This is a genomic window from Tautonia marina (assembly GCF_009177065.1).
GTDB lineage: Bacteria > Planctomycetota > Planctomycetia > Isosphaerales > Isosphaeraceae > Tautonia > Tautonia marina.
Map to the genome: position 1 here is coordinate 1 of NZ_WEZF01000014.1, position 24,838 is coordinate 24,838.

23 protein-coding genes are annotated in these 24,838 nt (G+C 64.2%); 13 read left to right on the plus strand and 10 right to left on the minus strand.

The window, feature by feature from the left end:
* The first annotated feature begins 200 nt into the window (after positions 1-200).
* On the plus strand, positions 201-944 hold the full coding sequence (locus tag GA615_RS16875) for a PH domain-containing protein (RefSeq protein ID WP_152052497.1): 744 nt from the start codon (positions 201-203) through the stop codon (positions 942-944).
* A gap of 95 nt (positions 945-1,039) precedes the next feature.
* On the opposite strand, the gene GA615_RS27875 is transcribed toward GA615_RS16875, so the two are convergent.
* On the minus strand, positions 1,040-1,420 hold the full coding sequence (locus tag GA615_RS27875) for a hypothetical protein (protein WP_201750213.1): 381 nt from the start codon (positions 1,418-1,420) through the stop codon (positions 1,040-1,042).
* A 330-nt stretch (positions 1,421-1,750) separates the two neighbouring features.
* Here GA615_RS27875 and GA615_RS16890 point away from each other — a divergent pair, with 330 nt between their 5' ends.
* A complete protein-coding gene (locus tag GA615_RS16890; protein ID WP_152052498.1) occupies positions 1,751-3,844 on the plus strand; it encodes an FG-GAP-like repeat-containing protein in 2,094 nt (697 codons plus the stop codon).
* Positions 3,845-3,862: 18 nt separating this feature from the next.
* Here GA615_RS16890 and GA615_RS16895 read toward each other — a convergent pair whose 3' ends face one another.
* The 6 genes from GA615_RS16895 to GA615_RS16920 form a co-directional block, all read right to left on the minus strand.
* On the minus strand, positions 3,863-4,225 hold the full coding sequence (locus GA615_RS16895; RefSeq protein WP_161602389.1) for a hypothetical protein: 363 nt from the start codon (positions 4,223-4,225) through the stop codon (positions 3,863-3,865).
* 156 nt (positions 4,226-4,381) lie between these two features.
* A complete protein-coding gene (locus tag GA615_RS16900) occupies positions 4,382-5,032 on the minus strand; it encodes a TetR/AcrR family transcriptional regulator (RefSeq protein WP_161602390.1) in 651 nt (216 codons plus the stop codon).
* A complete protein-coding gene (locus GA615_RS16905) occupies positions 5,029-6,930 on the minus strand; it encodes an alkyl hydroperoxide reductase (RefSeq protein ID WP_152052501.1) in 1,902 nt (633 codons plus the stop codon). The genes GA615_RS16900 and GA615_RS16905 overlap by 4 nt, the downstream gene beginning before the upstream one ends.
* A gap of 160 nt (positions 6,931-7,090) precedes the next feature.
* On the minus strand, positions 7,091-8,308 hold the full coding sequence (locus GA615_RS16910) for a biopolymer transporter ExbD (protein WP_152052502.1): 1,218 nt from the start codon (positions 8,306-8,308) through the stop codon (positions 7,091-7,093).
* Between the two features lie 115 nt (positions 8,309-8,423).
* Positions 8,424-8,858, minus strand: a complete 435-nt coding sequence (locus GA615_RS16915; protein ID WP_152052503.1) for an ExbD/TolR family protein — start codon at positions 8,856-8,858, stop codon at positions 8,424-8,426.
* Positions 8,859-8,923: 65 nt separating this feature from the next.
* Positions 8,924-9,670 (minus strand): MotA/TolQ/ExbB proton channel family protein, encoded by a 747-nt coding sequence (locus GA615_RS16920; RefSeq protein ID WP_152052504.1) that lies wholly within the window; start codon positions 9,668-9,670, stop codon positions 8,924-8,926.
* 274 nt (positions 9,671-9,944) lie between these two features.
* Between GA615_RS16920 and GA615_RS16925 the strand changes: the two genes are divergently transcribed.
* Positions 9,945-10,808, plus strand: coding sequence for a response regulator (locus GA615_RS16925; RefSeq protein ID WP_152052505.1), 864 nt, complete (start codon positions 9,945-9,947; stop codon positions 10,806-10,808).
* A 268-nt stretch (positions 10,809-11,076) separates the two neighbouring features.
* Here the strand turns inward: GA615_RS16925 and GA615_RS16930 are convergent, their stop codons facing one another.
* On the minus strand, positions 11,077-12,150 hold the full coding sequence (locus GA615_RS16930) for a hypothetical protein (RefSeq protein WP_152052506.1): 1,074 nt from the start codon (positions 12,148-12,150) through the stop codon (positions 11,077-11,079).
* A 344-nt stretch (positions 12,151-12,494) separates the two neighbouring features.
* Here GA615_RS16930 and GA615_RS16935 point away from each other — a divergent pair, with 344 nt between their 5' ends.
* From GA615_RS16935 to GA615_RS16970, 8 genes are all read left to right on the plus strand, one after another.
* Complete coding sequence (locus tag GA615_RS16935) at positions 12,495-13,340, plus strand: hypothetical protein (protein WP_152052507.1); 846 nt, start codon at positions 12,495-12,497, stop codon at positions 13,338-13,340.
* 231 nt (positions 13,341-13,571) lie between these two features.
* Entirely contained in the window at positions 13,572-13,802 is a 231-nt protein-coding gene (locus tag GA615_RS16940) for an addiction module protein (RefSeq protein ID WP_152052508.1), read from the plus strand.
* Positions 13,799-14,092: a type II toxin-antitoxin system RelE/ParE family toxin gene (locus tag GA615_RS16945; protein ID WP_152052509.1), complete on the plus strand. Its 294-nt coding sequence runs from the start codon at positions 13,799-13,801 to the stop codon at positions 14,090-14,092. Before GA615_RS16940 ends, GA615_RS16945 begins: the two co-directional genes overlap by 4 nt.
* Positions 14,093-14,429: 337 nt before the next feature.
* Positions 14,430-15,035, plus strand: coding sequence for a PIN domain-containing protein (locus tag GA615_RS16950; protein WP_152052510.1), 606 nt, complete (start codon positions 14,430-14,432; stop codon positions 15,033-15,035).
* A 268-nt stretch (positions 15,036-15,303) separates the two neighbouring features.
* A complete protein-coding gene (locus GA615_RS16955; protein WP_152052511.1) occupies positions 15,304-16,182 on the plus strand; it encodes a tetratricopeptide repeat protein in 879 nt (292 codons plus the stop codon).
* A gap of 45 nt (positions 16,183-16,227) precedes the next feature.
* Positions 16,228-17,520: a hypothetical protein gene (locus tag GA615_RS16960; protein ID WP_152052512.1), complete on the plus strand. Its 1,293-nt coding sequence runs from the start codon at positions 16,228-16,230 to the stop codon at positions 17,518-17,520.
* A gap of 82 nt (positions 17,521-17,602) precedes the next feature.
* Positions 17,603-19,531 carry a heavy metal translocating P-type ATPase gene (locus GA615_RS16965; RefSeq protein ID WP_152052513.1) on the plus strand — a complete coding sequence of 643 codons (1,929 nt, stop codon included), beginning with the start codon at positions 17,603-17,605 and terminating at the stop codon, positions 19,529-19,531.
* Positions 19,503-20,246: a hypothetical protein gene (locus tag GA615_RS16970; protein WP_152052514.1), complete on the plus strand. Its 744-nt coding sequence runs from the start codon at positions 19,503-19,505 to the stop codon at positions 20,244-20,246. Before GA615_RS16965 ends, GA615_RS16970 begins: the two co-directional genes overlap by 29 nt.
* 48 nt (positions 20,247-20,294) lie before the next feature.
* Here GA615_RS16970 and GA615_RS16975 read toward each other — a convergent pair whose 3' ends face one another.
* Positions 20,295-20,645 carry a DUF427 domain-containing protein gene (locus GA615_RS16975; RefSeq protein WP_152052515.1) on the minus strand — a complete coding sequence of 117 codons (351 nt, stop codon included), beginning with the start codon at positions 20,643-20,645 and terminating at the stop codon, positions 20,295-20,297.
* A 269-nt stretch (positions 20,646-20,914) separates the two neighbouring features.
* On the opposite strand from GA615_RS16975, the gene GA615_RS16980 reads away from it, so the two are divergent.
* Positions 20,915-22,321, plus strand: a complete 1,407-nt coding sequence (locus GA615_RS16980; protein WP_152052516.1) for a di-heme oxidoredictase family protein — start codon at positions 20,915-20,917, stop codon at positions 22,319-22,321.
* Between the two features lie 79 nt (positions 22,322-22,400).
* Here GA615_RS16980 and GA615_RS16985 read toward each other — a convergent pair whose 3' ends face one another.
* Positions 22,401-22,631, minus strand: a complete 231-nt coding sequence (locus GA615_RS16985; protein WP_152052517.1) for a DUF5808 domain-containing protein — start codon at positions 22,629-22,631, stop codon at positions 22,401-22,403.
* Positions 22,632-22,855: 224 nt separating this feature from the next.
* Between GA615_RS16985 and asnB the strand changes: the two genes are divergently transcribed.
* Entirely contained in the window at positions 22,856-24,343 is a 1,488-nt protein-coding gene (gene asnB, locus GA615_RS16990; protein WP_152052518.1) for an asparagine synthase (glutamine-hydrolyzing), read from the plus strand.
* The last annotated feature ends 495 nt before the right edge of the window (positions 24,344-24,838 follow it).

The following is a 24,838-nucleotide window of genomic DNA, read 5'->3' on the forward strand; positions in this document are numbered from 1 at the left end:
CAACCGATTCGTTGCAAGATATGGAGGTGGAAGTAATTGGATCGTGCCCGATCACGAGCGATTGAGTTCCGTATGCAAAACATTATTGCTTCAGGCGCGCGAACGGCTGGGTGGAACTGGTGCGAAGACTTGATCAGCGGTGGGTGGCTAGAATCATCCTGCTCCCAGCGGGTGGCAACCAAACTTAATGGAACCTAGCTATGAGTACAACTTTTCAGCCTGGGCTGCAAACAGAGCAGACTATTTACCAGGCCCATCCGGCCATGTTTCGCAACAGTCCCATTGGTTTCCTGATTTGTATCGTACTGATTCCCTTTCTGGGTCTGGGTTTGCTTCTGCTTTTCGTGTGGTGGTTGAATACTCTGGGAACCACTCTCACGGTTACAGACCGTCGAACCATACTCAGAAAAGGGTTGCTTTCGAAATACACAAATGAAGTTTTTCATGAGGATGTGAGAAATGTTCAGGTCGGACAGACTTTCTTTCAGCGCATCTTCCGAGTCGGTTTCATAGGAATATCAAGTGCAGGACAAGCAGGAATTGAAATAGGGGTAAACGGAATTCCCTCGCCGAATCGAGTCAAGGAAATCCTTGATCAAGCGCGTCACAATCACAAGAGATCAGTCTCGCAGTCCTCTTCGGCCCGCTCGACTCCAGACACTCATCAATCGGCCACGAACTCCGCAGTAACGAAGGCCATGCCCTCTGCCACACCAGCTACACCTCCTCCGATCCCATTGGATGGCCAGATTGAGAATGCGGAATCAGCTTATATTGTTAAGCTCAGAGAACATGGACAAGGATTAATCGACTTTCTTGCATACGTCGCTTCGTTTGTCTGGGTCAGTCGTCTACCTGATTGGGCCCAGCCTATTGTCTGGGGACTCTTGGTTTCCGTTCCGTTAATTGTCCTATTGGCAATTTCGTTTAAAGCGATTGGTTAGGTTGACCACAGAGGGTGGCGCGGGCGGCCTCGGGCGGGTGGCACTGGTAGACGCAATCGCATACTCACATGAAAATTTGGGTGGCACTGGTGACTTCACCAGTGTCCCTTCTGCTTGGCCGAACCGATGGCCTGCCTTCCCCCGTTCGTCGTTTCCAGACCCGTCGCGTCAGTGGGCCAATTGCCAGGTCGACCGGATCGACCCGGCTTTGTTCTGACGACGATTACGATCAATCTCACGAGGTCGGTCACAGGCGATTCGCCATGAGGGCGGTTCTTCCTCAGCGAGCGCAAGGCCTGATTCACCGCCTCGTCGGTCGGAAATGCCGTGCGGACCTCAGCAGACAACAGGGCGAGGTTCGTACCGGCCTGATAGCGTTTGAGATACTTCCCCCGAACGCCCTGCTTGAGATCTTTGGGGCCGTATTCCGGGCGCAGTTCATCCTCGGGCGGCGCCGTGTCCTGATCCTTCCTCATCAAGCCTCCTCTCCCGACGCGTGGCCAACCGGGCACTGATGATTCTCGTGCCCTCACCGCGATCGGCGTGTGACACCACCAGCAGCCTCCCTCCGATCGAATGCCCAAAAGGTCAGGAATCGGTCCTCGTCCTCGGAATGGTCGGGAGGTCCCTTTCTCTCTCGGCAACAGCGAGGGCACAGATCTCGTGTTCAAAGCGGGCTGTTGAACGAGGGACGAGCCGGTTGCGCGGATTGGGCGAGGCGATTCGGCAACAGGGGTTGCGGGGGAGGTTGACGAGGGGGAAGAATGGTCGAGACTTGAAGGAGCTTCCCCGGGAGATTGGTGCTGATGATGACGCCCCCTGCGCGACGGACTCGGGCACTCCGGAAACGGACGGGGGGCGCCCGGTTGGGCTTCGAGGGCCTGGAGGAGCGGGTGGTCTTGTCGGCAATGGTGCCGGCGGACATCGACGGAGACGGGCGGTCGGATTTTGCCGTCTATGACTTCAGCGCTCGCCAGGGATTCGGGACGTTCACGGTCGAGCAATCGAGCGGCGGACGGGTGCAGAAGGCCTTCGGGGGGGCGGCCGATCGGCCGGTCGTGGGAGACTACGACGGTGATGGCCGGTCGGACCTGGGGGTGTTCGGGTTCAGTCCGGTCGATGGATTCAGCCGGTTTGCGATCTTGCCGTCGAGGGGGGGATCGGCCTTTCTTCAGGGGTTCGGCGGGGCGGCCGATCAGCCGGTCGCAGGGGATTTTGACGGCGACGGCATCACCGACGTCGCCGTCTACGGGTTCAGCCCCGATGACCAGGCCCACCGCTTCGCCGTCTTGCTCTCCGACGGCCCGAGCGTGCAGCACCCGAACGGCGTGATCATGCTGCCGATCGGAGAGGCCGCCGACGTGCCGGTGGTCGGTGACTTCGACGGCGACGGCCGCGATGACCTCGGCGTTTACGGCCCGAGCGGCACCGACGGCTTCAGCCGGTTCCGGGTCGTGCTGTCCGGCGGCCCGAGCGCCGAGCATCCGACCGGCCTCATCGTGCGGCCGTTTGGCGGGCTCGACGACCTGCCGGCGATCGGCGACTACACCGGCGACGGTCGGGCCGACCTGGCGGTGGCCGGGTTCAGCCCGGTCGAGGGGTTCCGACGGTTCGCAATCTTGCCGTCGGAGGGGACTTCGGGCCGATCGGTTCCCTTCGGGGGCTTCGACGATCGGCCGGTGCCGCTCGACACCGAGGGAGACGGGATCACCGACATCGCCGTTTATGGGTTCAGCCGGTTCGCGGTCTTGCCGTCGAGCGGATCGGGGGCGTTTGCGGTGCCGATGGGCGCGGCGCAGAGCATCCCGATGCCCTCTCCGGCAATTGCTTCGGTGCCGATCGGTTCTCCGGGACCGGGACCGGGCCGGCCGACCTTTCAGATTGACTGGGTGAACCGAGGGACGGCGACCGACCAGTTCTCGGCCGCCGAGCGTCGGGTGATCGACCGCGCGATCGAGATCTGGGAAGGCGTGATCCTCGACATCAACCGGCCCGACAACACGATGCGGATCCGGTTCCAGGGAGGGGCGTTCTCGGGGCTCGACATGGGAGACACGCTCGGCCTGGCCACGGTCCGTTACGACGCGAGCGGCCCGTTCGAGGCAACGATCCAGCTTGACGCCGACGGCGGCGGCCGAGGGTGGTACGTCGATCCGACCCCGGCCGACGACCTCGAATTCGCGGGGGCCGCCTCGCCGACGTTCCTGGTTCACGGGCCTGCGGATCAGTTCGACCTGCTCTCGACGGTCGTCCACGAGATCGGCCATGCGCTCGGCTTCGGCATCGACTTCGCCAACCGCCTGGGGTCCGGTCTGTCTCCCTGGCCCGGGGGTGGTCTGATCTATCAGGGGCCGACCGGCGCTCGGGCCGTCTTCAACGACGCCGTAGACCACCTCGACCCGATCGAGCACGCCTACGACCTGCTGACGGCCGACGCCTTCGTCGGCACCCGCGCGTATCCGACGGCGTTGAACCTGCAACTGCTGGTCGATGCCTACGGCTACCGGGTGTTCGTTCCCCCGTTGCCTCTCGACGTGAGGCCGCCGCGGATCCTCGATGCCCGGATCGCCTCACTCGGGGTCGGCAACCTGATTGTCTCGGTCGATTTCGACGAGGGGATCGACCTGACCGGGGCTCGTGATCCGTCGCGATACGCCCTGCTGCGGCCCCAGGGGGCCGACTTCGTGCCGGTCGCGTCGCCCTTCACCTCGGCCACCTTCGATGTGAGCCGCCTTCGGCTTCGCCTGCGGCTGCGATCGGGCGTCATGCCGGCTCCCGGCTGGCTCCTGGTTGTGCCTGGCCTCGGCCCGAATGCGATCACCGACCTGGCCGGCAACGCGCTGGACGGGAACCAGGACGGATTGTCCGGGCCGGACGCGGTGGTCACGCTCCGGTTCTGAGGCGATTCGACCGCCTTCTCAGGACAGGCCGAGCCAGTCGAGAATGCGGGCGAAGACCTCGGAAGCATCGGGAGCGTCCACCGATTCGCGGCGGAGTTCCTGAAGATCGGGGCCGAGGTATCGAACGAGGAAGCGGCGCCGGTGGCCGTCGTAGAGGACGAAGACCATCGGCCGCTTGAGCCGGTCCTCAAACGCGGAAACGGTCGATAGGCCGAGGGCCTCGTGCGAGGTACTCGGCACAAGCACCTGGCCATAGGGGCCTGACGCGAGCCAGGAGGCGAAGGCTCGCATCGGCTCCTGACGCCAGCCGTAGTCCTCAATCAATTCCTCGTAGAAGGCGTCGATGTCTTCCCAGCGATCAGTGGGCACAATGAATTCCACCAAAGAAGTTTCATGCTATCAAATTTCATGAAGTACGTCGAATCCTCGAAGACGCACCATCTCGGGCAAAGGTGTGTCTTCGACGACTCGAAATACCCGAGACCACGTGCCCGCGTCAATCGGATGGGGCGGCGCGGGCCGGGCGGGCGGCTTGATTCAACCGAGCGAGAACGGAGGCAAGGCCACACGCCCTCGACGGCCTGTGCCGATCCCGTAAAGGAACGCGTTGACCAGTTCATCGGCCAGTTCCAGGCGCAGGCGATCCCGAGCATCGGGGATTCGAGTCAAGAGATGAAGATGCGTATCCAGAATTGAGCAGAACATCAAGGCCAGTGCGCCGGCGTCTCCGCCTCGTAAGGCCTTCTGATCGAGGCCGTCGAGCATGACCTGGCGGACGATCTCGAACCGCAGGGCACCGATTGCGTCCATGAATTCGGAAATCCCGGGGATGGACGGGCCGAAGCTCGTCTGAAACATCAATCGAGGGACGCGGAGATCCGCCAGGCAGAAACGGAACGACCCCCGCGCGATGGCCCGGAGCCGATCGGCACAGCCCTCGATGCTGCCCAGGATTTGGCCGAGTTCTTGATACGCCTGGTCATGTTTCCATCGAACGAGCCGTTTGAATAGATCGTCTTTCCCGGAACAGTAGTAGTAGAGAACCGGAGCGGTCACGCCCACGGCGTTGATGATTTCACGAACACTGGTGGCCTCGTAACCTTTCTGGGCGAAGAGGGTCAGCGCGGCGTCGAGCAGACGTTCCTCGGTGGCGTTGGTCGGGGGGCGGACCGTGTCGAGCCTCGTCACGGTCTGGGCTCCGGCGCGAGACGCGGTTGTCGGGCGTCGTGCCCGAGGTTGTCGAGAATCACGTGAATCACGTCCTCCGTCCGCTCGGCGGCGATCAGGAAGAAGCAGAACAACATTTCGTCATTTGTGCCATCTCCCCAGGTGACGCGCCGGGGAGGACGGCTCGGGTTCGAGGGGTTCTCGGCCGAATTGTCGAAGGCGGCCCGGACTTCCAGACGCGTTCCGGCGGGTAAGGTAAAGGGGCGCTCGTAATAGTACTCGTCTTGCCAGTTGTAGTTCCAGTGTTCGATGTCGATCAGCGTTGTTTCCTGACCATCGGGCAAGATCGCGGTCACGGTCATGGCCTTGCCGAGCAGGTGCATATGAGGCACGACACCGACCAGGATCACGTCTCGGGGCAGGGTGTACGACGCCGATCGCTCGACGTGGTTCGCGCCGGCGGGGAGGTCGATCTCATAATCGGCGAGCCAGATGCTTCCGACGAGCTTTGCCGGCTCCTTGAGCGCCTCGCTAGCCGGTTTCGGGACGAAGAACAGGCCGATTTCCGACTGGTCCGTCTCCTCCTTGCCTGTGGGGTGGTAGTGCATTTGCACGACCAGATCGGAGCCTCGCTTGAGGTAGCGCCCCATGCCATTGGGGAGCGTCCGAGGCGTGTTGCCGACGGACCATCCCCCGAGTGCTCCCGACGGGAAAAATCCCGGCCCGCCGAAATTCGGATACCCCGGCCCCGAGCTGGCCCGGTCCAGTGCGCGGGCGATGCCGCTTTCATCCAGGAACAGAACCGCGTGGTGGGCCACTCGGGGGTTGCCGGGATGGAACTCGATGGCCGCCACGAGCCTGTCCTCGTCGAGATCCAGGGGGATCACGAAGTTCTGAAACAGGTCGGGGCCATCGGCCGGGACCGTGAACGGCTCGGGCATCCGGACGATCAGATCGGGTTGACCGAGGAGCCAGCCTTCGGCGAACGACGGCACGGGGGGCAAGTCGGCCTCATCTCCCCTGGCCCGGCCCCCTTCGGCCCAGTCGACCAGCAAGTCCAGCTCACGATCCGTCAGCCGGCGATCGCCGACGAACCGCTCATGACCCGAACCGGGAATCCAGGGGGGCATGATCCGGTCCTGCGTCACTTGGACGATCTGACGGGCCCTCCGGGCGGCCTGCTCATACGTGGCCAGCGCGAACGGGGCCGCCTGCCCTTCGCGGTGGCAGTTCAGGCAGCGTGCCTGGAGGATCGGCGCGATGTCTCGGGTGTAGGTCACTCGGCTCGATGCTTCGTCCTCCGGCGGCAGTTCAATCAGGCAGCCGACCGGCTCGGTCTCGGCGATCGAAACGGCCCACCCCCGGCTCGCCGCCTCGATCGCCTCGGCCAGATAGGCCTGCTCGGCCTGGATGCGACGCCGCCCGAGGGCTTCCCAGGCGTTGTCGATCGCCCCTCGATAGACCAGCCGACCGTCGGAATCCAGCACGAAGGCCTCGGGAACGTGCGTGGGCCTCAACGCCTCGAACAGCAACCCCGACGCATCCACGAGGATCGGAAACGCCGCCTCGAACTCCCGGAAATGCCGAGCGATCTCGGCCCGGGTCACGTACGGATCGAAGACGACCCCGAACAGATCGACCCCGACGGCCGAGTCCTTCAGCGTCTCGCCCAGCGCATTGAGCGTCCTGATCGAACCGTTCGAGATGGGACACTCGGTCGACAGGAAGACGAACGCCCGGACCCTCTCTTCATCGTTCTGCCCCAGGTCATGGAGTGCCCCGTCCAGATCCGCCAGGATCACCGCCAGTGACGGAATCCCGCCGAGCTGCCCCGCCTCCGGCTCGGCCGCCGTCACAAGGCCCGACGCGCCGACACTCCCGATCCCCAACAGACCCATGATCGCCACGAGGTTCCGCATGTCCGATTCTCCCTGCAAAGTGGTCCCCACCAGGAATGGCGGTTTTCCGAGAATTACCGAACTAGCGCTCGTTAGGTTTCGTCTGAAGTGGATTTTCTCCGGTCGATCGCGCGTTGAACGGGCAAGGTGGGTCTTCAAGGGCGCCACACACCCGACTCGGCTACTGCGGCGGGGAGGGCTTGGCGATGGCGATTTGGAGGCCGAGCGCGTTGGCCGAGTCGATGGCGGAGACGGCGTTGCGGTGGGGGGTGGTGAAGTCGGCCATCAGGAGCATGCCGGAGCGGAGGGTGTCGGCGCGGGCCTGGCGGAGGCGGTCGGTCAGCTCGGCGAGGTCGATCGGTTCGCGGTCGACGGAGATGCGCCCCTGGGGGTCGATCTCGACGAGGATGTACTCGTCGAGCAGCTCGTCGAGCGTCCGCATTTGCTGGGCGACGGCGTCGGGATCTTCGGGGTCGGGGGTCGGGATTTCGAGGGTCTTGAAGTAGAGGGTCGTGGCGGTGACGAGGAAGAACAGGACGAGCTGAAAGGCGACGTCGACCATGGCCGTCAGGTCGATCTCCTCGGGCTCGTCCCGAGGCTCGGCAGCGAGGGTGAAGGAGGCGGCCTCCTCGTCCTCGTCGGCCGGGTCGAACAGGCCGAACAGCTCGGCGCTGGTGAGGGTTTCGGACGAGGTTTCGACGATCGGGGCGGCGCGGCGGTCGGAGAGATCGGGCGCGGGGATCGGCTCGGCGTCGAACTCGGAATCGGCCTCGCGCTCATCCTCGGTTTCGGCAGCGATGGAGGCATCTGAAGCAGGGGGCAGCGTGTCGGGACGCGGGACGGCGGCCGGGGGAGGCGCCGGCGCCGGCTCCGGGCGCGAGGAGCGCGGGGGCTTGGGGGACCGAGGGGGCAGCTCGACGGTCCGTTCCTGCTCATCGGCGTCAGCGTCAGCCTCGGCCCTGGCGGTGTCGGCCTTGGCGTCGGTGGCGAGCGGAGGGGCGGGGATCGAGTCGTCGAAGTCGGAGTCGGTGTCGTCGGCGTCGAGCGGGAGGGGTTCGAACTCCTCGGCGACCTCGGCAAGCTCAATCACCTCGTCGTCCTCGTTGTCCTCGACAACGTTGGCGTCGAGGATCGGCTCCCGGTCGTCGGGTGGAGGAGGAGCGGCGGGACGGATCGTCTTCGGCGACTCGGTGCGCGGCGAGGGGGGTTCCTCCGCGCCGTAGGAGGGTAACAGCTCGGGAGTGTCGCCGATCCGGGCCCACGAGGCACTCGACCCGGCCGGTCGGACCAGGTCATCGGCCCGGATCGCCCCCGAGGCAACCGCCGCGCGCACGGCCTCGGTGCTGAGGCTTCGCTCGGCTTCGAGGCGGTCGGTGTGGAAGATGTCCCAGTTGGCCATTGGTTCTTGGGAGTAGGCAGGAGGCGGTCGGCAGGAGGCAGTCAGGAGAAGACAGAGGGCGGTAGGCAGTAGGCGGCTTCCGATGTCTTTCTGCCGACTGCCTCCTGCCTCGTGCCTACTGCCCTTCGTCCTCGACACCCAGGTGAAGGATGATGCCCTCGACTTCGGCGACGGTGGAGCCGACGCGGAGGACCTCGCCGTGAGGGACGGCGCCATCGGCCTGGAGGACGACGCGGCGGCGGCCCTGACGGACCCCTTCGGCGACGGCCTCGCGGATGGCGTCGGGAGAGTCGAGCCGGTCGTTTGGGTCGGTGGACATGCCGTTGAAAACGGCGACTGCGCCGCCGGGCAAGGGGAGCAGGGTCAGGGTGATGGCCTCAGTTTCCTCAACCCCCGTGCCGTAGACCGCCGGCGGCAGCTCGATTTCGGACTGGGCCGAGGCGCGGTAGGTGAGCATCAGGAAGATGAGGAGCTGAAAGACGACGTCGACCATCGGGGTCAAGTCGACGGCGCTTTCCAGAGGAGCTCGAACCTGGCGTTGCAAGAGCATGGCGATGGCGGCCCTTGGGGCGTGCGAGCGTCGGAGGTCGTTTGAGGGGTCGGTGTTGCTTCAGATCAACGCGGCGCGGTGGCTCGGACGGAGCCGGAACCGGGCCGCTGGCCGGACGAGGCCGAGGCCGACGCCGACGCGGATCGGCGATCGGCGGCGCGGCGGGCGTCTTCGACCTCGATGAATTCGAGGAACCCTTGAAGCTGCCGCTCGGTTCGGTCGCGGAGCTTTCGCAGGCGGCCCTGGAGGTCGTTGGCCAGCAGCATCAAGGGGGAGGCGATGATCAGGCCGACGGCCGTGGTCCAGAGGCCCAGGGCGATCGAGGCGGCCAGCTGGCTGCCGGGGTCGGTCGCCCGCTCGCCCGCCCCGACGTTGCCGAAGGCCCCAATCATGCCAATGACCGTGCCCAGGAGGCCGAGCAACGGCGCGAGCTTCGCGGCCGTGACGACCGAGGCCAGGCGGTTCTCCATCGACGAGATGATCTGGGTGTGAAATTCCATGACCAGCAGCAACTTGATCTTTGCCAGCCCCTTGTGAAGATTCTGAAGGCCGACGGCGACCAGTTGCGCCAACGTGGTATGCCAGAATGGGGGCCGGTTGCAGACGTCGATGGCTTCCTTCGTCGCGCCGGTCTTGGCGACGAGGGTGCCGACCTGTTCGAGCAACTGGTTGGCCCGATCGTCGGGCAAGGTGCGCTTGCCGATGCCCCGGTAGACCATGACCGCATTATACGTGCCCCAGACCGCCAGCAGGGCCTGAGCCACGTAGATCGAGTAACCGATGAGTTTCAGGAGCAGCGAGATGTCAAGCATGCACGGCCTCGGGTCGTCGAACGGCTCGGCGGGAAAGGATGGGGTCGGGTCGGAATCTTGGGACGGTTCGGTTTGGAACGGGCTGGCCAGGAATTTGTTGGTCGATTTCTGAGGGCTCTTGCGGTCGAGCCGGCGATGTATTGTTCATCCGAGCGTGCAGAGCCGCAAGACCCCGGTGGACGATGCCTTGCTTCGAGCCGAAATGCGCGCCACAATGATTTCCCATCTGTCAGATCGTCATCAAGACCCGAAGGACGTCGGGGACCGCGTGCCCATGTCGCCGCGCACCGTAATGATTGTTGAAGACGAACGCGACGCCAACGACTTGATGGCCGAGCTCGTCCGCGCCCGCAATGATCGGCCTGTCCAGGTCTTCGACGGGGCATCGGTGCTCGACGCCGTCGACGAGCACGACCCGGACCTGATCTTGCTTGATGTCATGCTGCCCGACGTCGACGGCTATGAGATTTGTGCCCGGCTGAAACGCCGACGGGCGACGAACCTGATCCCGATTATCATGGTCACGGCGCTTCAGACCGAGAACAACCGCGTGCGAGGCGTTCGGGTCGGAGCGAACGAGTACCTGACAAAGCCGTTTACCCCCGATCAGTTGTTCGAGGTGATGGACCGCGCCCACGCCTGGCGAGAGCAGCACAAGACCCTCGGCACCGCCGGCGAGATTCATTTCGATATCCGGAGCGAAACGGATTATCTCACCGAGCTGAACGACATGCTCACCGACCTGTACGAGCATACTCCCCTGACCGAGCGGCAGATCAAGGACCTGAAACAGGCCGTCATGGAAATGGGCTCCAACGCGATCGAGTGGGGCCACCGCAAGGACGCCGAGCTGATGCTCCGGATCACCTACCGGATCGAGCCCGATCACGTCACCCTGATCATCCTCGACCAGGGCCCCGGCTTCGACCCCGGCCACGTCCCCCACGCCGCCCAGGTCGACGACCCGATCGCCCACCTCGACGTCCGCAACGAGCTGGGCATCCGCGAAGGGGGATTCGGCATCATGCTCGCCCGCGGCCTCGTCGACGAGTTCCGCTACAACGACAAGGGGAACGAAGTGACCCTGGTCAAGCGCTTCGAATCGACCGGCGCGGTGGGCCTCCCCGAAGGAGACTGAGCCACCCGCTCGGCCGTCAGAAGCCGGTGGGTGGAGGTGAGCCACGGAAGGGGATGGTCGGGGGAGGTTTTGAGCCACGGATGAAACACGGATAAGGGACGAATCGAATCGGCTGACGGATGGCGTTTGCAGCCGACGGTTGATCCCGGTTTGGTTCTTCGACCCCTTGTTTTTACGTGTGTATTCTTCGTCTTGGCGCGCGGTGTTGCTGCCTCCGTCTTTGTATGGGTTGCGTTCTGGTTTCTGTCATCTGTGTTTCATCCGTGTTTCATCCGTGGCTCACATCCGCTCGCTTCCTTCTTGCCGCCGCGGCTCGGGCCCGACGTGCGCGGCGGTTGGTGAGCGGGACGGGAGCGGCCGCCGGCTCGTTCCGCAACCGCTTGTCCGGCAAGGCGATCGGCGGATTGCACGGGGGTGATTCGGGGGCGATGGGTTCGTTTCGCGCGGCCGATTCGGGGGCGATGGGTTCGTTTTGCAGAGGGGGGCGGCAGGGGCGCGGGCCGGGAGGCGAGGAGGAGGCGCGGGGGGCGGAGGAACAGGACTGCAAGCGGCGTAACTCGTTGAGGAAATACGAGAAACGGCGTCGAGCGTCGGCGGCGTAGCGTTCCAGGAGGCGGATGGAAGCGGGGTCGTCGGCATTCAGGCCGAGTTCGGTGTCGAGCCGGGCGCGCTCGTCTCGGGCGTTGAGGACGGTTTCCAGGCGATCGCGGAGGGCGGCGACCGCCTCGGCGACCAGGGCCAGGCCGGGCTCGGGGCCGGAGTCGTCGGGCGAGAGTTCCCAGGGGCCGAGCCCCTCACGGGCGTCGATCGCCAGGCCGAGCAGGTCGAGCATTTTTGACCAGGTTGTCGGCGTCCACCCCTGGTGGCTCGTGAGCGAGTCGGCCACCTCGGCCCAGCGGTCGAGGAGCCATTGCACCCCGTGCTTGCTCTGCAACAAGATCGCTTGAATCCGGTCCGGCTGCCGGTCGAGCTTCGCGGCGAGTTGGGCGACCTCGGCGGCGCGGTCGTCGTCCCAGAGTTCCGAGGCGCGGAGGGCGTGCTCCTCCCTCGCGGCGAGGATGCGCGCGTTGCAGGCATCGAGCCGTACCGACTCGGCCACGAGCTGCTCAAAGGCCCAGATCTGCGCCTCCCCCTCGGGGCGATAGTCCGACTTCCAGGTGGTCTTGCGCCGCTCGATCGCCTCGGCCATCTCGGTTGTCGGGTGGGTGCCGACCTTCGACAATCCGTGCGTCCTCGCGTTCTGGCTCGCTCGTTGCTTCCCCTCGCTCGACCTCGGGCCGGTCGATCGCAGGGCGTTGAGGCGGTTGGCCAGGGTCTGCTTCAGGCTCAGGAGGCGTGTCATGTCTGGATGCCTTTGTGTTGCTCGTGGTGTACTCGATCGGATGCGTTGCGGCCCGATCCCCTGGGCAGGGCCGCGACGGACCGCTCCTGTCTGATAAGATCAGGAAATCGGGGAGGCTTAATTGCGTTTTTCTGGGGCGATTGTGTGATGGGGGTGAATTGAGGGGGGCGATCCTCGTTCGTCGAGGCGTGCTCGCCGAGCGGCGCGACGGGGAAGGAGGCGACTTCGGCTGCGTCCGTTCGCCGAAGCCTCGATTGTGCTTGCATCAACGCAACGAAGGCGGGAGAATCAGGCCGATGGGATGAGATGGGCGATCCGTCGTGTTTTTCCGGGACGACTCCTTTGTGATTGCTCAAGAATATGAGGAATCGTTTGTCGATTTTGGTGAGGCGGCTTGGTTCTTCGCGGATCAGAGGCTGAAGATGGACGACGAACGTGATTTAAACTACGTATGCGAGAACCTCCAAGCAGCGGGTCTCAGCGTGACCCGAGTTGAGGTTGACCCGAAGGCGGAAGTTGAGCGATGTGATCTGTCAGCCACCGACACGCGGGAGAAATACCTCATAGAAGTGAAGGGAATAAACGACGAGGTCAAAATCAAGCAAGTTTTGTGTAAGGGTGAGATGTTCGAGACGACTCGCTCCCATGTTTACCGAAATCGCGTAGCTAAAGAAATTCACAAGGCTAAGAGCCAATTACAAAGCACAGCAGAAGAATATAAGGATCATCTCTGGCTGGTAGCCCTTATCGCAAAGAGCAAATACGATGCTCGTTTTATGCACGAACAGATCCTCGGAACTCTCTATGGCGTTGCCGCCATCACCGATTGTGAAGCAGACGGAAAACGCCGTAGACGCCGCTGCCTCTACTTCTCTGAAAGCGCGTTCCATAAACACCCTGAAGTAGACGGCGCGATCCTATTAGGAGTCGATGGCATTTCGCTACACATGAACGATTATTCCAGTCGTATCGATCGAGTGCGTCGAAGCGGACTGGCGTGTTTTCTTGAACAATACAAGGTTGTATATGATAAAGAAGCAATGGAGGACCGTTGTGATTGTCTGGTTGCCGATTTCGAAATGGATCGAAGTGACGTCCGGGCAGTCATTGAACGCCTCAAGGAGAAATACCACGGCCGAAATTTACAAGCGATGAATTGGCAACGATGGGAAGGAATTGCGCGTATTTGAGGCGAAGCAAGGGTCACTACGTGGTAGTGATTGTCTGCGGACGGGTGGCCGGGGCAGAGCGAGTCTTCGAGCGTGCCCCGGTGAGCGCAGCGGTTGCGGACTGGGGCACGAAAACTTTGCCCCGGCCACCCGCCCGGGGCCCTGGGCCTGGTCGGGCTGGTGGGGTATGATGGATGGAGGCGGGAGCAGCCCGCGCGAACGTCACAAAATCCCCTGCGAGGCGGGCGACCGATGGACTACCAATCCGTTCTCAGGGCCGTCGAGTCATTGCCGATCGATGATCGAATCCGGCTGGTTCAGGACGTCTGGGATCGGCTCGGCAATCAAGGCGCCGAGCTGGAACTGACCGAGGAGATGAAGGCCGAGCTGGATCGACGGGTCGAGGAACTGGACCGCAATCCCGAGGCGGGTATCCCCTGGGAAGTGGTCAAGGCCCGCGCCCTTGAGCGCATCCGGCGATGAGCCTCCCGGTCTTGCTCAGTCCGGCCGCGGACCGGGAGTTCGTGGAGGCGGCGGCCTGGTACGAGCAGCAGGCGGGGCGCGGGGAGGTGTTCATCGAGTGCGTCCAGGAGGTGCTGGACCGCATCGGCCAGCAGCCGGAACTTCATGCGGTGGTCTACCGAGACCTCCGACGGGCGCGGGTCCAACGGTTCCCGTACAGCGTGTTTTACCGTGTCCTGCCCGACCGGGTCGAAGTGATCGCCGTGTTCCACGGCAAGCGGAACCCGCAGATCTGGCAATCGCGAGCCTGACGGGCGGGTGGTACAGGTGACCTCACCCGTGCTGGGGATGGCTGGCCAGGGGGACCACCCCGCGCCACCCCATCGGCAGTCGGGTCCAGGCTGGTTGCGATCGACCAGGGGTGCGACACCCCCCTGGAACCCGCTCGGGGGCGTGCCGAGCCTGGACACGCTGAAAGGCACAACGCACGGGTGAGGCCAACAGTGCCACACGGCCGGAGCCGTGGACTAGAGTCGTCGTAGGGTCGGTCACGGGCGGTGCCGGGGGAGTTCGATTGCTGCCTCGGGGCGGCCACACGGCGCCCTTGAGAGTCTTGAGGGATCGCAACCGTCGCCCTGGAACATCACGGTGCGCAGGAACTATGTCCTCATCGATTATGAGAATGTTCAGCCCGAGTCGTTGAAGGGGCTCGACGCCGAACACTTCAGAGTGCTCCTGTTTGTGGGAGCTACTCAGACGAAGGTGTCGTACGAGATCGCCGAGGGGATGCAGCGTCTCGGGTCACGCGCCCAGTACGTCAAGATGGCGGGCAAGGGGTCGAACGCGCTGGATTTTCACATCGCTTTTTACATCGGTTATCTTGCGGCCAATGATCCCACGGCCTTCTTCCACATCATCTCGAAGGATACGGGATTCGATCCACTGGTCCAGCATCTGAAGACCAACAAGGTTTTCATTGTTCGATCGAAGGCGATTGAAAGCATCACGCTCGTGAAGGTGGCGAACTCGAAGACCCTTCCTGATCGGGTCGCGGTCCTGGTGGCCGACCTGAAGAAGCGAGGCACCGCCAGGCCAAAATCGGTGAAGACGCTGACGAGCACGGTGGCTTCCGTCTTCCAGAAACAACTGAAGGAACCGGAGCTTGCCGAATTGATCGCCGAGTTGCAGCGGCGTGGCTTCATCAGCCTCCACGAGGCGAAGGTTTCCTATGCGTTGCCGGAAGGCGATCCCTGATTGCTTTCCGGGGCCTCGGGAGTCATGGGCAGGCCGTTGAGGCGTTGGGTGAGGTGGGACCGGGCCGGGATTCCGGGGGGAACCTCGGGGCGGAGCGAAGCGGGTACCTCGGGTGATCCGGAACGGGCGGCGAGGTGGTACAATGGGAGGCTCAGACGGCTTCGGATCACGAGGGGAAAGGGGAAGGCAAGCCAGGCCCTGAACCTTCGGGATTGCGAAGGGGAATTGACGGTGACCGAACGAACCTTTCGCATCGGGCCCAACGACCATGAGCACTCCACAGAGCGACACTCAGGAACCCGCATTCGTGATCGACGCGACCCGGGAGGGCTTCGAGCAAGAGGTGATTGAGCGGTCGAAGTCGGTGCCGGTGGTGGTCGACTTCTGGGCCGAGTGGTGCGGGCCGTGTCGGAGGCTCGGCCCGTTGCTGGAAAAGCTAGCGCACGAGTATGCAGGGAAGTTCATCCTGGTGAAGGCGGATACGGAGCAGCTGGGAGACATCGCCTCGGCCTTCGGCGTGCAGGGAATTCCGGCGGTCTTCGGCCTGAGGGACGGGCAGATTGTGGATGGGTTCGTCGGGTTGCAGTCGGAGGCCGTGATCCGAGACTTCATCGGCCGATTGCTGCCGACGCCGGCGCAGGCGATTGCCGCCGAGGCCACGGCGCTGGAGGGGTCGGAGCCGGCCTCGGCCGAGGCGAAGTATCGGGAAGCCTTGGAGCTGGACCCACGCGAGGTGAAGGCGAAGATCGGCCTGGCCCGTGTGCTCGAAGCGCAGGGGAAGACCGACGAGGCCGCAACCTTGATCACCCAGCTCGAAGGCCGGGGCTACCTCGAACCCGAGGCCGAGGCGGTGAAGGCCCGGTTGGCCCTCGACGCCGCCGCGGCCGACGCCGGTGATCTGGCCTCGGCCCGGGCCGAGGCCGACGCGAACCCCGACGACCTGCACGCCCGCTTCCGCCTGGCCGAGGCGCTGGCCGCCTCGGGGCAGAACGAAGAGGCGCTGGCCGTGTGCCTCGAACTGGTCGAGCGCGACCGCCACGGCGTCGGCGAGCAGGCGAGGCAGACGATGCTCGCGATCTTCAACCTGATGCCGCCCGGCGACCCGATCGCCACCGAGTATCGCCGGAAGCTGTCGTTCGTGCTTTGATGTTTGCTCATTTCTTTGGATTTTCTTGACGGATCGGATCGACCGATGCCTTCACCGCTTCGCGATGCCATCACCCGGGGGCTTGCGCCCGGGGCCGACCTTGCCGCCGCCATTCACGAGCTGGGGGATTACCCGCTGCGGACCATCGAGGATGCGGAGGCCGTGTGCGAGGCGCTCGAGCGCCTGCCGGCCGAACCTGATCCGGACGACCAGACAACACGGTCGCCGTTGCACGCCGTGCTGGGGATCTTGCAGGGGATCGAGACGCGAGAAGCCTACGAGGGAATCGCCGAGCGGGGGATCTCCCGGCTGGCGGCGGTGGTGACCGAGCATTTGCGGTCGCCCGAGGCTGCGACGCCGTCGAGGCGGGAGGTGATCGCCTTCGCGCTGAAGGTGCTGGGCCTGTATCGCGTGCCCGAGGCGATCGAGCCGATAGCCGAGGCAGCCCGCCGTCCGGGCGTCGATGAGGCGTTTCTCTGGGAGGTGATCTTCCGGACCTTCGACGCGCAGCACCCCCTCCGGTTGACCCTCTGCGACCGCCTGCGCGACCCCTTGCCGAAGGGGTTCGCAGGAATTGCCTACCTCGACTTTGCCAATACGCTGGCGCGAGAAGGATTCATTGACGATCACCCGTTTGATTCATCGGAGGGGATTGATCGGCTGGTCGGACTGCTGAGGGACTCGGACCCCGAGTCGTTTTCTCAGGCACAGAGCGCCGCGGCGGCCTTGCCGTTTCTCGACCCGGCCGCACGAGAACCCTTGATGGCGCTGGCGATGGATCACCCCTCGACCGGTGTGCAGATGGAAGGGGCCTGGGCGGCGGCGAAGCTCGGCAGCGAGGCGGGGATTCGCTTTCTGGGGCGGCTGTGCCTGGACGTGAACCACAGTCTTCAGGCAAGGCTGTATTTGCAGGAGCTGGACCGGCACGAGGCGGTTCCGCCGCGCGCCCACGAGCCGAACTTCGAGGCGATGGCGAAGATGGTCGACTGGCTCGGGCACCCGATGGAGTTCGGCCAGCCTCCCGACGAGATTTCCCTGTTCGATACGCGGGAACTCCTCTGGCCGCCGGCCAACGACATGAGGCGGCTCTGGCTGTTTCACTACCGATACGCGGCGACTGCTCCGGATCAGCCCGAAACGGAAGGGATCGGCATGGTCGGCTCGATCACCTTTTCGCTGTTTGGGGAAACATCGTCAAGCATGACACCGGAGGACATCTACGCTCTTCACTGTTGCTGGGAGCTGGCCGTCGACGACGACCCGAGAGCGCCGTCGGCCCGCTCGATCGCCGCCGGACGGGCCTTGCTCGGGTTCCCTCCGATCGAAAACGCATCGTGATGCGATTGCAAATTGGTTGATCGCTCCGAGACGTGTTGAGTTGTCTACCTGACTCGTCTCGACTCTTTTCCGAGTTGATCCAATGCCCACCGACGCACCGATCGAACCTGTTGCCGACCGTGTGAGCCGATCTTCGGCGCTGATCGCGGTGTTTACCGTGGGAATGATCGCGGTGCATCTGGTGCTTCGGTTTGGGATCGGCACCAGCGCGACGGTTCAGGGAATTCCGATCGAACGCTGGCCGTTGCTGGCGGCCTTGCTGTTCGGTGGGGGGCCGTTGGTGCTGGACCTGCTGTCGAAGATGCTCCGCCGCGAGTTCGGCGCGGATTTGCTGGCGGGGATCTCGATCGTAACGGCGGTCGTGCTGGGGGAATACCTCGCCGGAGCGCTGGTGGTGTTGATGCTCTCCGGAGGCGAGGCAATCGAGGCATACGCGGTGCGGAGCGCCTCGTCGGTGCTGGAAGCGCTGGCGAAGCGGATGCCCTCGATCGCCCACCGCAAGACCCAGGGCGGGACGGTGGCCGATGTGGCGCTCGACGCGGTGGGGATCGGCGATGAGCTGGTTGTCTTCCCGCACGAGATTTGCCCGGTGGACGGCGAGGTGATCGATGGTCATGGAACGATGGATGAGTCGTTCCTGACCGGCGAGCCATACCTGATGTCGAAGGCCCCCGGCTCGACGGTGATCTCCGGGGCGATCAACGGTGAGTCGGCCCTGACCATTCGGGCCGAAAAGCTGGCGATCGATTCGCGATATGCGAAAATCATGGAGGTGATGCGCGCCTCTGAACAACGTCGGCCGCGTATCCGACGCCTGGGCGACACGCTGGGAGCGCTCTACACGCCCCTGGCCGTGGCAATCGCGCTAGTGGCCTGGTTGATCAGCGGCGATGCGGTGCGATTTCTGGCCGTGCTGGTGGTGGCCACGCCTTGCCCGCTCTTGATTGCGATTCCGGTGGGAATCATTGGGGCGATTTCGCTGTCGGCGAGGCGAGGGATCATCATCAAAGATCCGGCGGTTCTCGAAGCGATTGATACGTGCCGCACGGCGATTTTCGACAAGACGGGGACCTTGACGTATGGTGCTCCTCGATTGACGACGATCGACGTCTCGACGATCGCGGGCATGAGCGAGGATGCGATTCTCCACCTGGTCGCCAGCCTGGAACGATACTCGAAGCACCCGCTTTCCGGCGCGATTCTGAACGAAGCCAGGCGCCGACGCCTGAATCTGTCCGATGCCTCGCAGGTCGAGGAGCGGCCCGGCCAGGGCTTGCTCGGGACGGTTGACGGCCATACCGTGCGGATTTGCAGCCGGAAGCAACTGCTTGCGCTCGATCCCGAGGCCGCACCCCACCTTCCTCCCATGTCTGGGGGAATGGAATGCGTGGCCGCGATCGACGACCGCTTCGCCGCCGTCTTCCGCTTTCGTGACGAGCCGAGGCGCGAGGGGGCCTCGTTCATCGAGCACCTGGGGCCGAAACACCAGTTTGACCGCGTCCTGATTGTCTCTGGAGACCGCGAGTCGGAGGTGCGCTACCTGGCCGATCGGGTTGGCATCGGTGAGGTGTATGCCTCGCAAACGCCCGAGCAGAAGGTGGCGATCGTCCGAGACGAGACCTCGAAAGCGCCCACTGTGTTTCTGGGAGACGGCATCAACGACGCCCCTGCCCTGGCCGAGGCGACCGTCGGCGTCGCCTTCGGCCAGAACAGCGACATCACATCTGAAGCCGCCGGGGCGGTGATCCTTGACACGTCGCTTTCAAAGGTTGACGAATTTTTCCATATCAGTAAGCGCCTTCGAAAAATCGTCCTTCAGAGCGCCGTCGGCGGCATGGTGTTGAGCCTGGTCGGCATGATGATCGCCGCCTTCGGCTATTTGCCTCCGGTGGCGGGGGCGATTTTCCAGGAAGTGATCGACGTGATTGCGGTCGTTAATGCGTTGCGGGTGGCCTTTTCTCCGCCTCGTCTGACGGATTTTGATGCCGAACCGGGCGCGTCGGCACGATGAGACGCGGCGTGTTCTTGAGGATCGCCGACGGCCCCGATGGCCCGACACCTACGGCTTTCTGGTTTCCGAACTCAGTCCGATGATTTCTGAACGGCTCGATCCGTTCTCCGTCATGCCATCGTTCGAGGGATTCCAGGCGCAGATTGACGCCCGCTGTGCCGGGCTCAGCGACGACCTGGTTCGCCGGTTCGCCTGCGCCTGCTGCCGGCGGATCTGGCACGTCATTGAGAATGATCGGGTCCATCGCGCCCTTGCGACGGCCGAACTGTTTGCCTCGGAACGCGCGACCTTCAACGACCTGGATACGGCCCGCGCCGAGGTTGCCGACGCGCTCCGGGTCGCCTCCCATGCCGAGTGGGTGGCGGAGGCCGAGGCCAACTGTACCTACACCCCCCGGTATTGCGAGATCCAGGCTCGTCTGTTTGCGACCCTGGCCGTCTGGTACACCCTCTCGCGGAGCATGGCCGCCCCTGAACCGGACGACGTGTTATTCCTGACCCCTCGTCACAAGCAGAGCAGTTGGTTCTGGGCCGCGGCGACGGTCGAGGCCATCGAGCGAGCCGAGGCGCTCCGGTGGTTCGACGAGCACCTCCCGGGCGACCCCGACACCTTCAACGCCACCAACACGACGGCCCGGATGCACCGGATCGACGAGCGCCGGGAACAGCAGGAGATCCTGGACCGGATGATCGAAAACCAGGCGACACGCGAGTGAACCCTCAAGGGTCGTCTGCGTGCCAATCGGGACGCCCGGCGGCCCACCTCACTGCACGACGATCGCATCGACCTTGCCCGGATAAAAGGCGAGGTGGTCCTTGATGGCGGCGACCTCGGCCTTCGGGTCCTCGTAGCTCCAGGCGACGTCGTCGGTCACCTGGTCGCCGATCGTCAGGCGGAAGTAGCTGGCGTCGCCCTTGAAGGGGCAGTGGGTAGATCGCTCGGTGCGCTGCATGGCGTCCATCACGATGTCGTCGCGTGGGATGTAGACGATTGGCGCCATGCTACCTTCCTTCAGGGCCAGCGCCCGGCGCGACTCGGCGATGGTCTTCTCTCCCTTTGTCACCAGGACCCGGCCGGCGATCGGTTCGATGGAGATGTGGTGCGGGTTGCTCATCGGATGCCGTTTCCTTTGAATCACAGGGATGAATCGAGAATCGACCGTGCCTTCGCAGAAGATTCTCTTGCAGGTTTTAGGCCACCGGCAAGGCCCGCTGGCCGGAGCATGACCGCTGACCGAAAGATTGATCGAATCGGTTGGACTTCCGCGGCGTCTCTGGAGTTTAATGAAGACTCGTGATCGTCTCGCGGGCTGTCGACGTCCGCCTCTCACTCGAGCATCCAATCGGATGGGCTTGATCTGATTCGCCACGGAGGAGACTTCGCATGAGCCAGGCGTTCGCAACGAGCGTTCCGGGCATCGTCGGACCCGTGCTGATGATGCTGGTCGTCCCGGTTCACCTCCAGGCACAGGAGGACGATTCGAGCCCCGCTGCCCCCGGGGTGATCGAACTCGGCCGCGACCTGTTCACCCACCGCTGGATGCCGGGCGATCCAAAGAGCCGGGGGGGAGATGGCCTCGGGCCGGTCTTCAATGCCCAGTCGTGCCTCGATTGCCACGACCGTGGCGGGATCGGAGGAGCGGGGCATTCGGCGAGGAATATCGACATTGCCTCGGCCACCGGACAGGATGGCTCAGCAGGAACCGGATTCTTTTATGCTTTCAGCATGAACATGGGTCCGAACCGTTTCGAGTACCGGATCGGCACGCCCCCCGCCGCCGCCGTGGCCACAAACCGACGAGGGGCCGCCGCTCCGCCGGCGAACCTGGCCGCCCTGGAGGCAATTCACCCCGGATTCCGAGAGTCGCCCAGCGTGGTCTTGCACCGCTTCGGCACCGATCCCGCCTACGGCAACTGGCGGGCCGAGGTTCCCGGTCGGCACGGCTCGGTTTCGGTGCGCATCACCCAGCGCAACCCGACGGCCCTGTTCGGCGTTGCCCTGATCGACGACCTTCCCGATGAGGTGCTGGAAGACGCCGCCCGACGCTCCCGACGGGCAAAGGCGACCCGGGGCCGCCTGGCCCGCACCGCCGACGGCCGCATCGGCCGGTTCGGATGGAAGGGGCAAACCGCAACGCTGGACGAGTTTGTCCGATCGGCCGCGGCCGGAGAGCTGGGCCTGGAAGTCCCCGGGCATCACCAGGCGCTGGATCCGCGATTGCCGGGCATCGGCGCTCCGGGGCCCGACCTGAATCAGGGGGACCTCGACGCCCTTCTCGCCTTCGTCCGATCCCTACCGAGGCCGACGATCACCGTGGATGACGAACTCGCCACCCGGATTGAAGCAGGCGCAAGCACCTTCCGATCGATCGGCTGCGCCTCGTGCCACGTCCCCGACCTCGGGCCGATCGAAGGGATTTACAGCGACCTGCTGCTGCACGACATGGGCCCTCGGCTCGTCGATACGGGCTCGTACATCGCCTTTGGGGCTCGACCCGCCGCAGCCCCCGCTGCCGCTCTCGATGCCGATGCCCCGGCCACGGATCACGAGTGGCGCACCCCACCGCTCTGGGGCCTGGCCGACTCGGGCCCGTACCTTCACGACGGCCGAGCCCAGACGATTTCCGAGGCCATCCTCTTGCACGACGGCCAGGGAGCCGCCGCCGCCCGACGCTTCGCGCAGCTCTCCAGCCCGCGGAAGGAACAGCTCGGTGCCTTCCTGCTCTCCCTCACCGCACCGGCCGAGGCCGACGACCCGCCCCGACTCCTTGGAATCGGAGCCGACGAATAATCGCTTGCCAATCCAAAGCGGGGGCCCGGCTCGAACAGTCCAGTCCGAGCCGCCCGCCTGCCTGGCCTCGCCGAACCGATCAGGGCGAGGCGAGCAGCGCGACGATCGTCACCCCGAACGCGACCGCAAGGAGGAGCAAGACGGTCAGCGGCCCGGAAGGATGGGCGAAGTTCACGGTGTAGCCCATCCACGGTTTACGCTTGGGGACCCAGGCTCGCGAGTCTCTCGGGCTCCGGTAGATCTCGAACCACCTGCCATGCCAGTTCCGGGGATCGTGCCACTCGGCGTCGTTGATTTCAGCCTGGGTCATGACGGACAGCTCCAACCAATCAATCGTGCGGAGATGATGGGAACATGAGTTCTCCTTCAGGAGCAAGTTCGCTCCATCATCCCCTTCATTCAGGAACCTCTCCCAGGTTCCCGGCGAGAACGGGAGCCGAGGCCCTTGGGGTTGACCTCCGCGGCGGCCGGGGAACAATCAAGACGGGGGCCATCGAGACAACCGACTCCATCGAACGCAACGAAAGATGATTCATGTGCGGATTTGTTTGCCTCTGGAAGATCGACGACAAGGTGCTGGCTCGGCAGATGATTGAGCGGATCGAGCATCGGGGGCCAGACGAAACGGCGGTGCTTTCGCCAGCGAAGATTCCGGCGGTGATGGCGCATTGTCGGTTGTCAATCATCGGCACAGCGGATGGCTCGCAGCCGATCTATTGCTCGGACAACGTGCTGGTGGCCAACGGAGAGATTTACAACTACGCCGACATCCGCGCGATTTTGGGGGAAAGCGCGTTTGAGACCTCCAGCGACAGCGAGACAATTCTGCAATTGTTTCGGTCGGGTCAGATGCGCTGGGTGTCGAAACTGGACGGGATGTTCGCCTTTGTGCTGGCGACCCCCGAGCGAATCATCGCCGCCCGAGACCCCCTGGGGATCAAGCCCTTGTACGTGGCCCACCTGCGCGGGGGCCTGGCCTTTGCCTCGGAGCTGAAGGCGTTTGACGGGCTTGGGCTGGAGAAGCTGGAGGCGATCGAGCCGGGAGCGATGTTTGACAGTCGGGATGGGATCCGACGCTGGTATCGCTTGCCCCACGGGGCCGCCGAGTTGGAACCGGGGCAGTCGGCCGAGTCGATCTGGAGGGAGCTTCGCCTGGTGATGGAGGAGGCCGTCCGCAAGTGGATGGTGGCCGATGTGGAGGTCGGCTCGTTCCTCTCCGGGGGGCTCGATTCCTCGATCATCGCCGCTCTGGCCGCCCGGTTCAGCCCGAGGAGGTTGAAGACCTTCGCCGTTGGCCTGGAAGGGAGCGCCGACGTGATGGCCGCTCGCCGAGTGGCCGAGCATATCGACTCGGATCATCATGAATTACTGTTCTCGAAGGATGACCTGATCGAGGTGCTGCCGAAGGTCGTCTATCATCTGGAGAGTGCCGATACGGACCTGGTCCGCAGCGCGATTCCGACCCACTTCGCCACGACCCTGGCCCGGCGACACGTGAAGGCGGTGCTGACCGGTGAGGGGGCCGACGAGCTGTTCGCCGGCTACGCCTACCACCAACGCTACGCCGATCGACCCCGAGACCTGGCCGACGAGCTGACGCGGTCGCTGGCGGCGATGCACAACATCAATCTTCAGCGCGTGGATCGGATCACCATGGCCCAGGGCTTGGAAGCAAGGACCCCCTTCCTCGACCGCGAGCTGATCGACTTCGCCCAGTCGATCCCTGTCACCCTGAAGCTCAAGGAGACCGACGACGGCGAGCTGGTCGAGAAGTGGATCCTCCGCAAGGCCTGTGAGGACCTCTTGCCCGAGGATCTGCTCTGGCGAAAGAAGTCTCAGTTCGACGAAGGTTCGGGCACGACCCAGGCGCTTGCCTCGGCCCTGGCAACGATCCTTGGCGTTGATGGCCCGGTCGATCGCCAGGCCGAGGGACAACTGTATGAGCGCATGCTCCGCGAGCAATACGAGGACCCGGAGTTGATTCTCAACTGCGCCGGCACGTGGGCCGCCAACCGAGTCTGATGCCGCCCTCGCGAGGGTTCGTCCTGAGGTCCGCACGGCATTTCCGAGCGACGAGGCGGTGAATCAGGCCTTGCGCTCGCTGAGGAAGAACGGCCCTCATGCCTGACGCAGAGTGGCCCCCTCGTGCGATTGCGATCAATCGCCGAGAGAACCCCACCGAGCCGATTCGGTTGACCTGGCGATCGGCCCAACGACGGGACGAGGCCCGACGACCTGCTTGACTTCCTCAAACGGCTCGACCGCAAGGTCACCATCCGGATCACCCCCCACCATCCCGGCGAGCCGTACCACGACATCGCCCTTGGCCCTTGACCGGCTGTCAGCCCGCCTTGAGGCCGGTTAAGTTCTTTGGTATCATCGGGTTCTTCGGAATCCTCCCCTCGGACCGAGCGAAGGTGCCGCGGCAGCGCGGGTTGCATCAACAGGTCGGGGGTTGAGTGATTTCTCGGAGCCGAGCCGCGCGGAAGCGGCCGGGACATCGGACCCGAGGTCCAG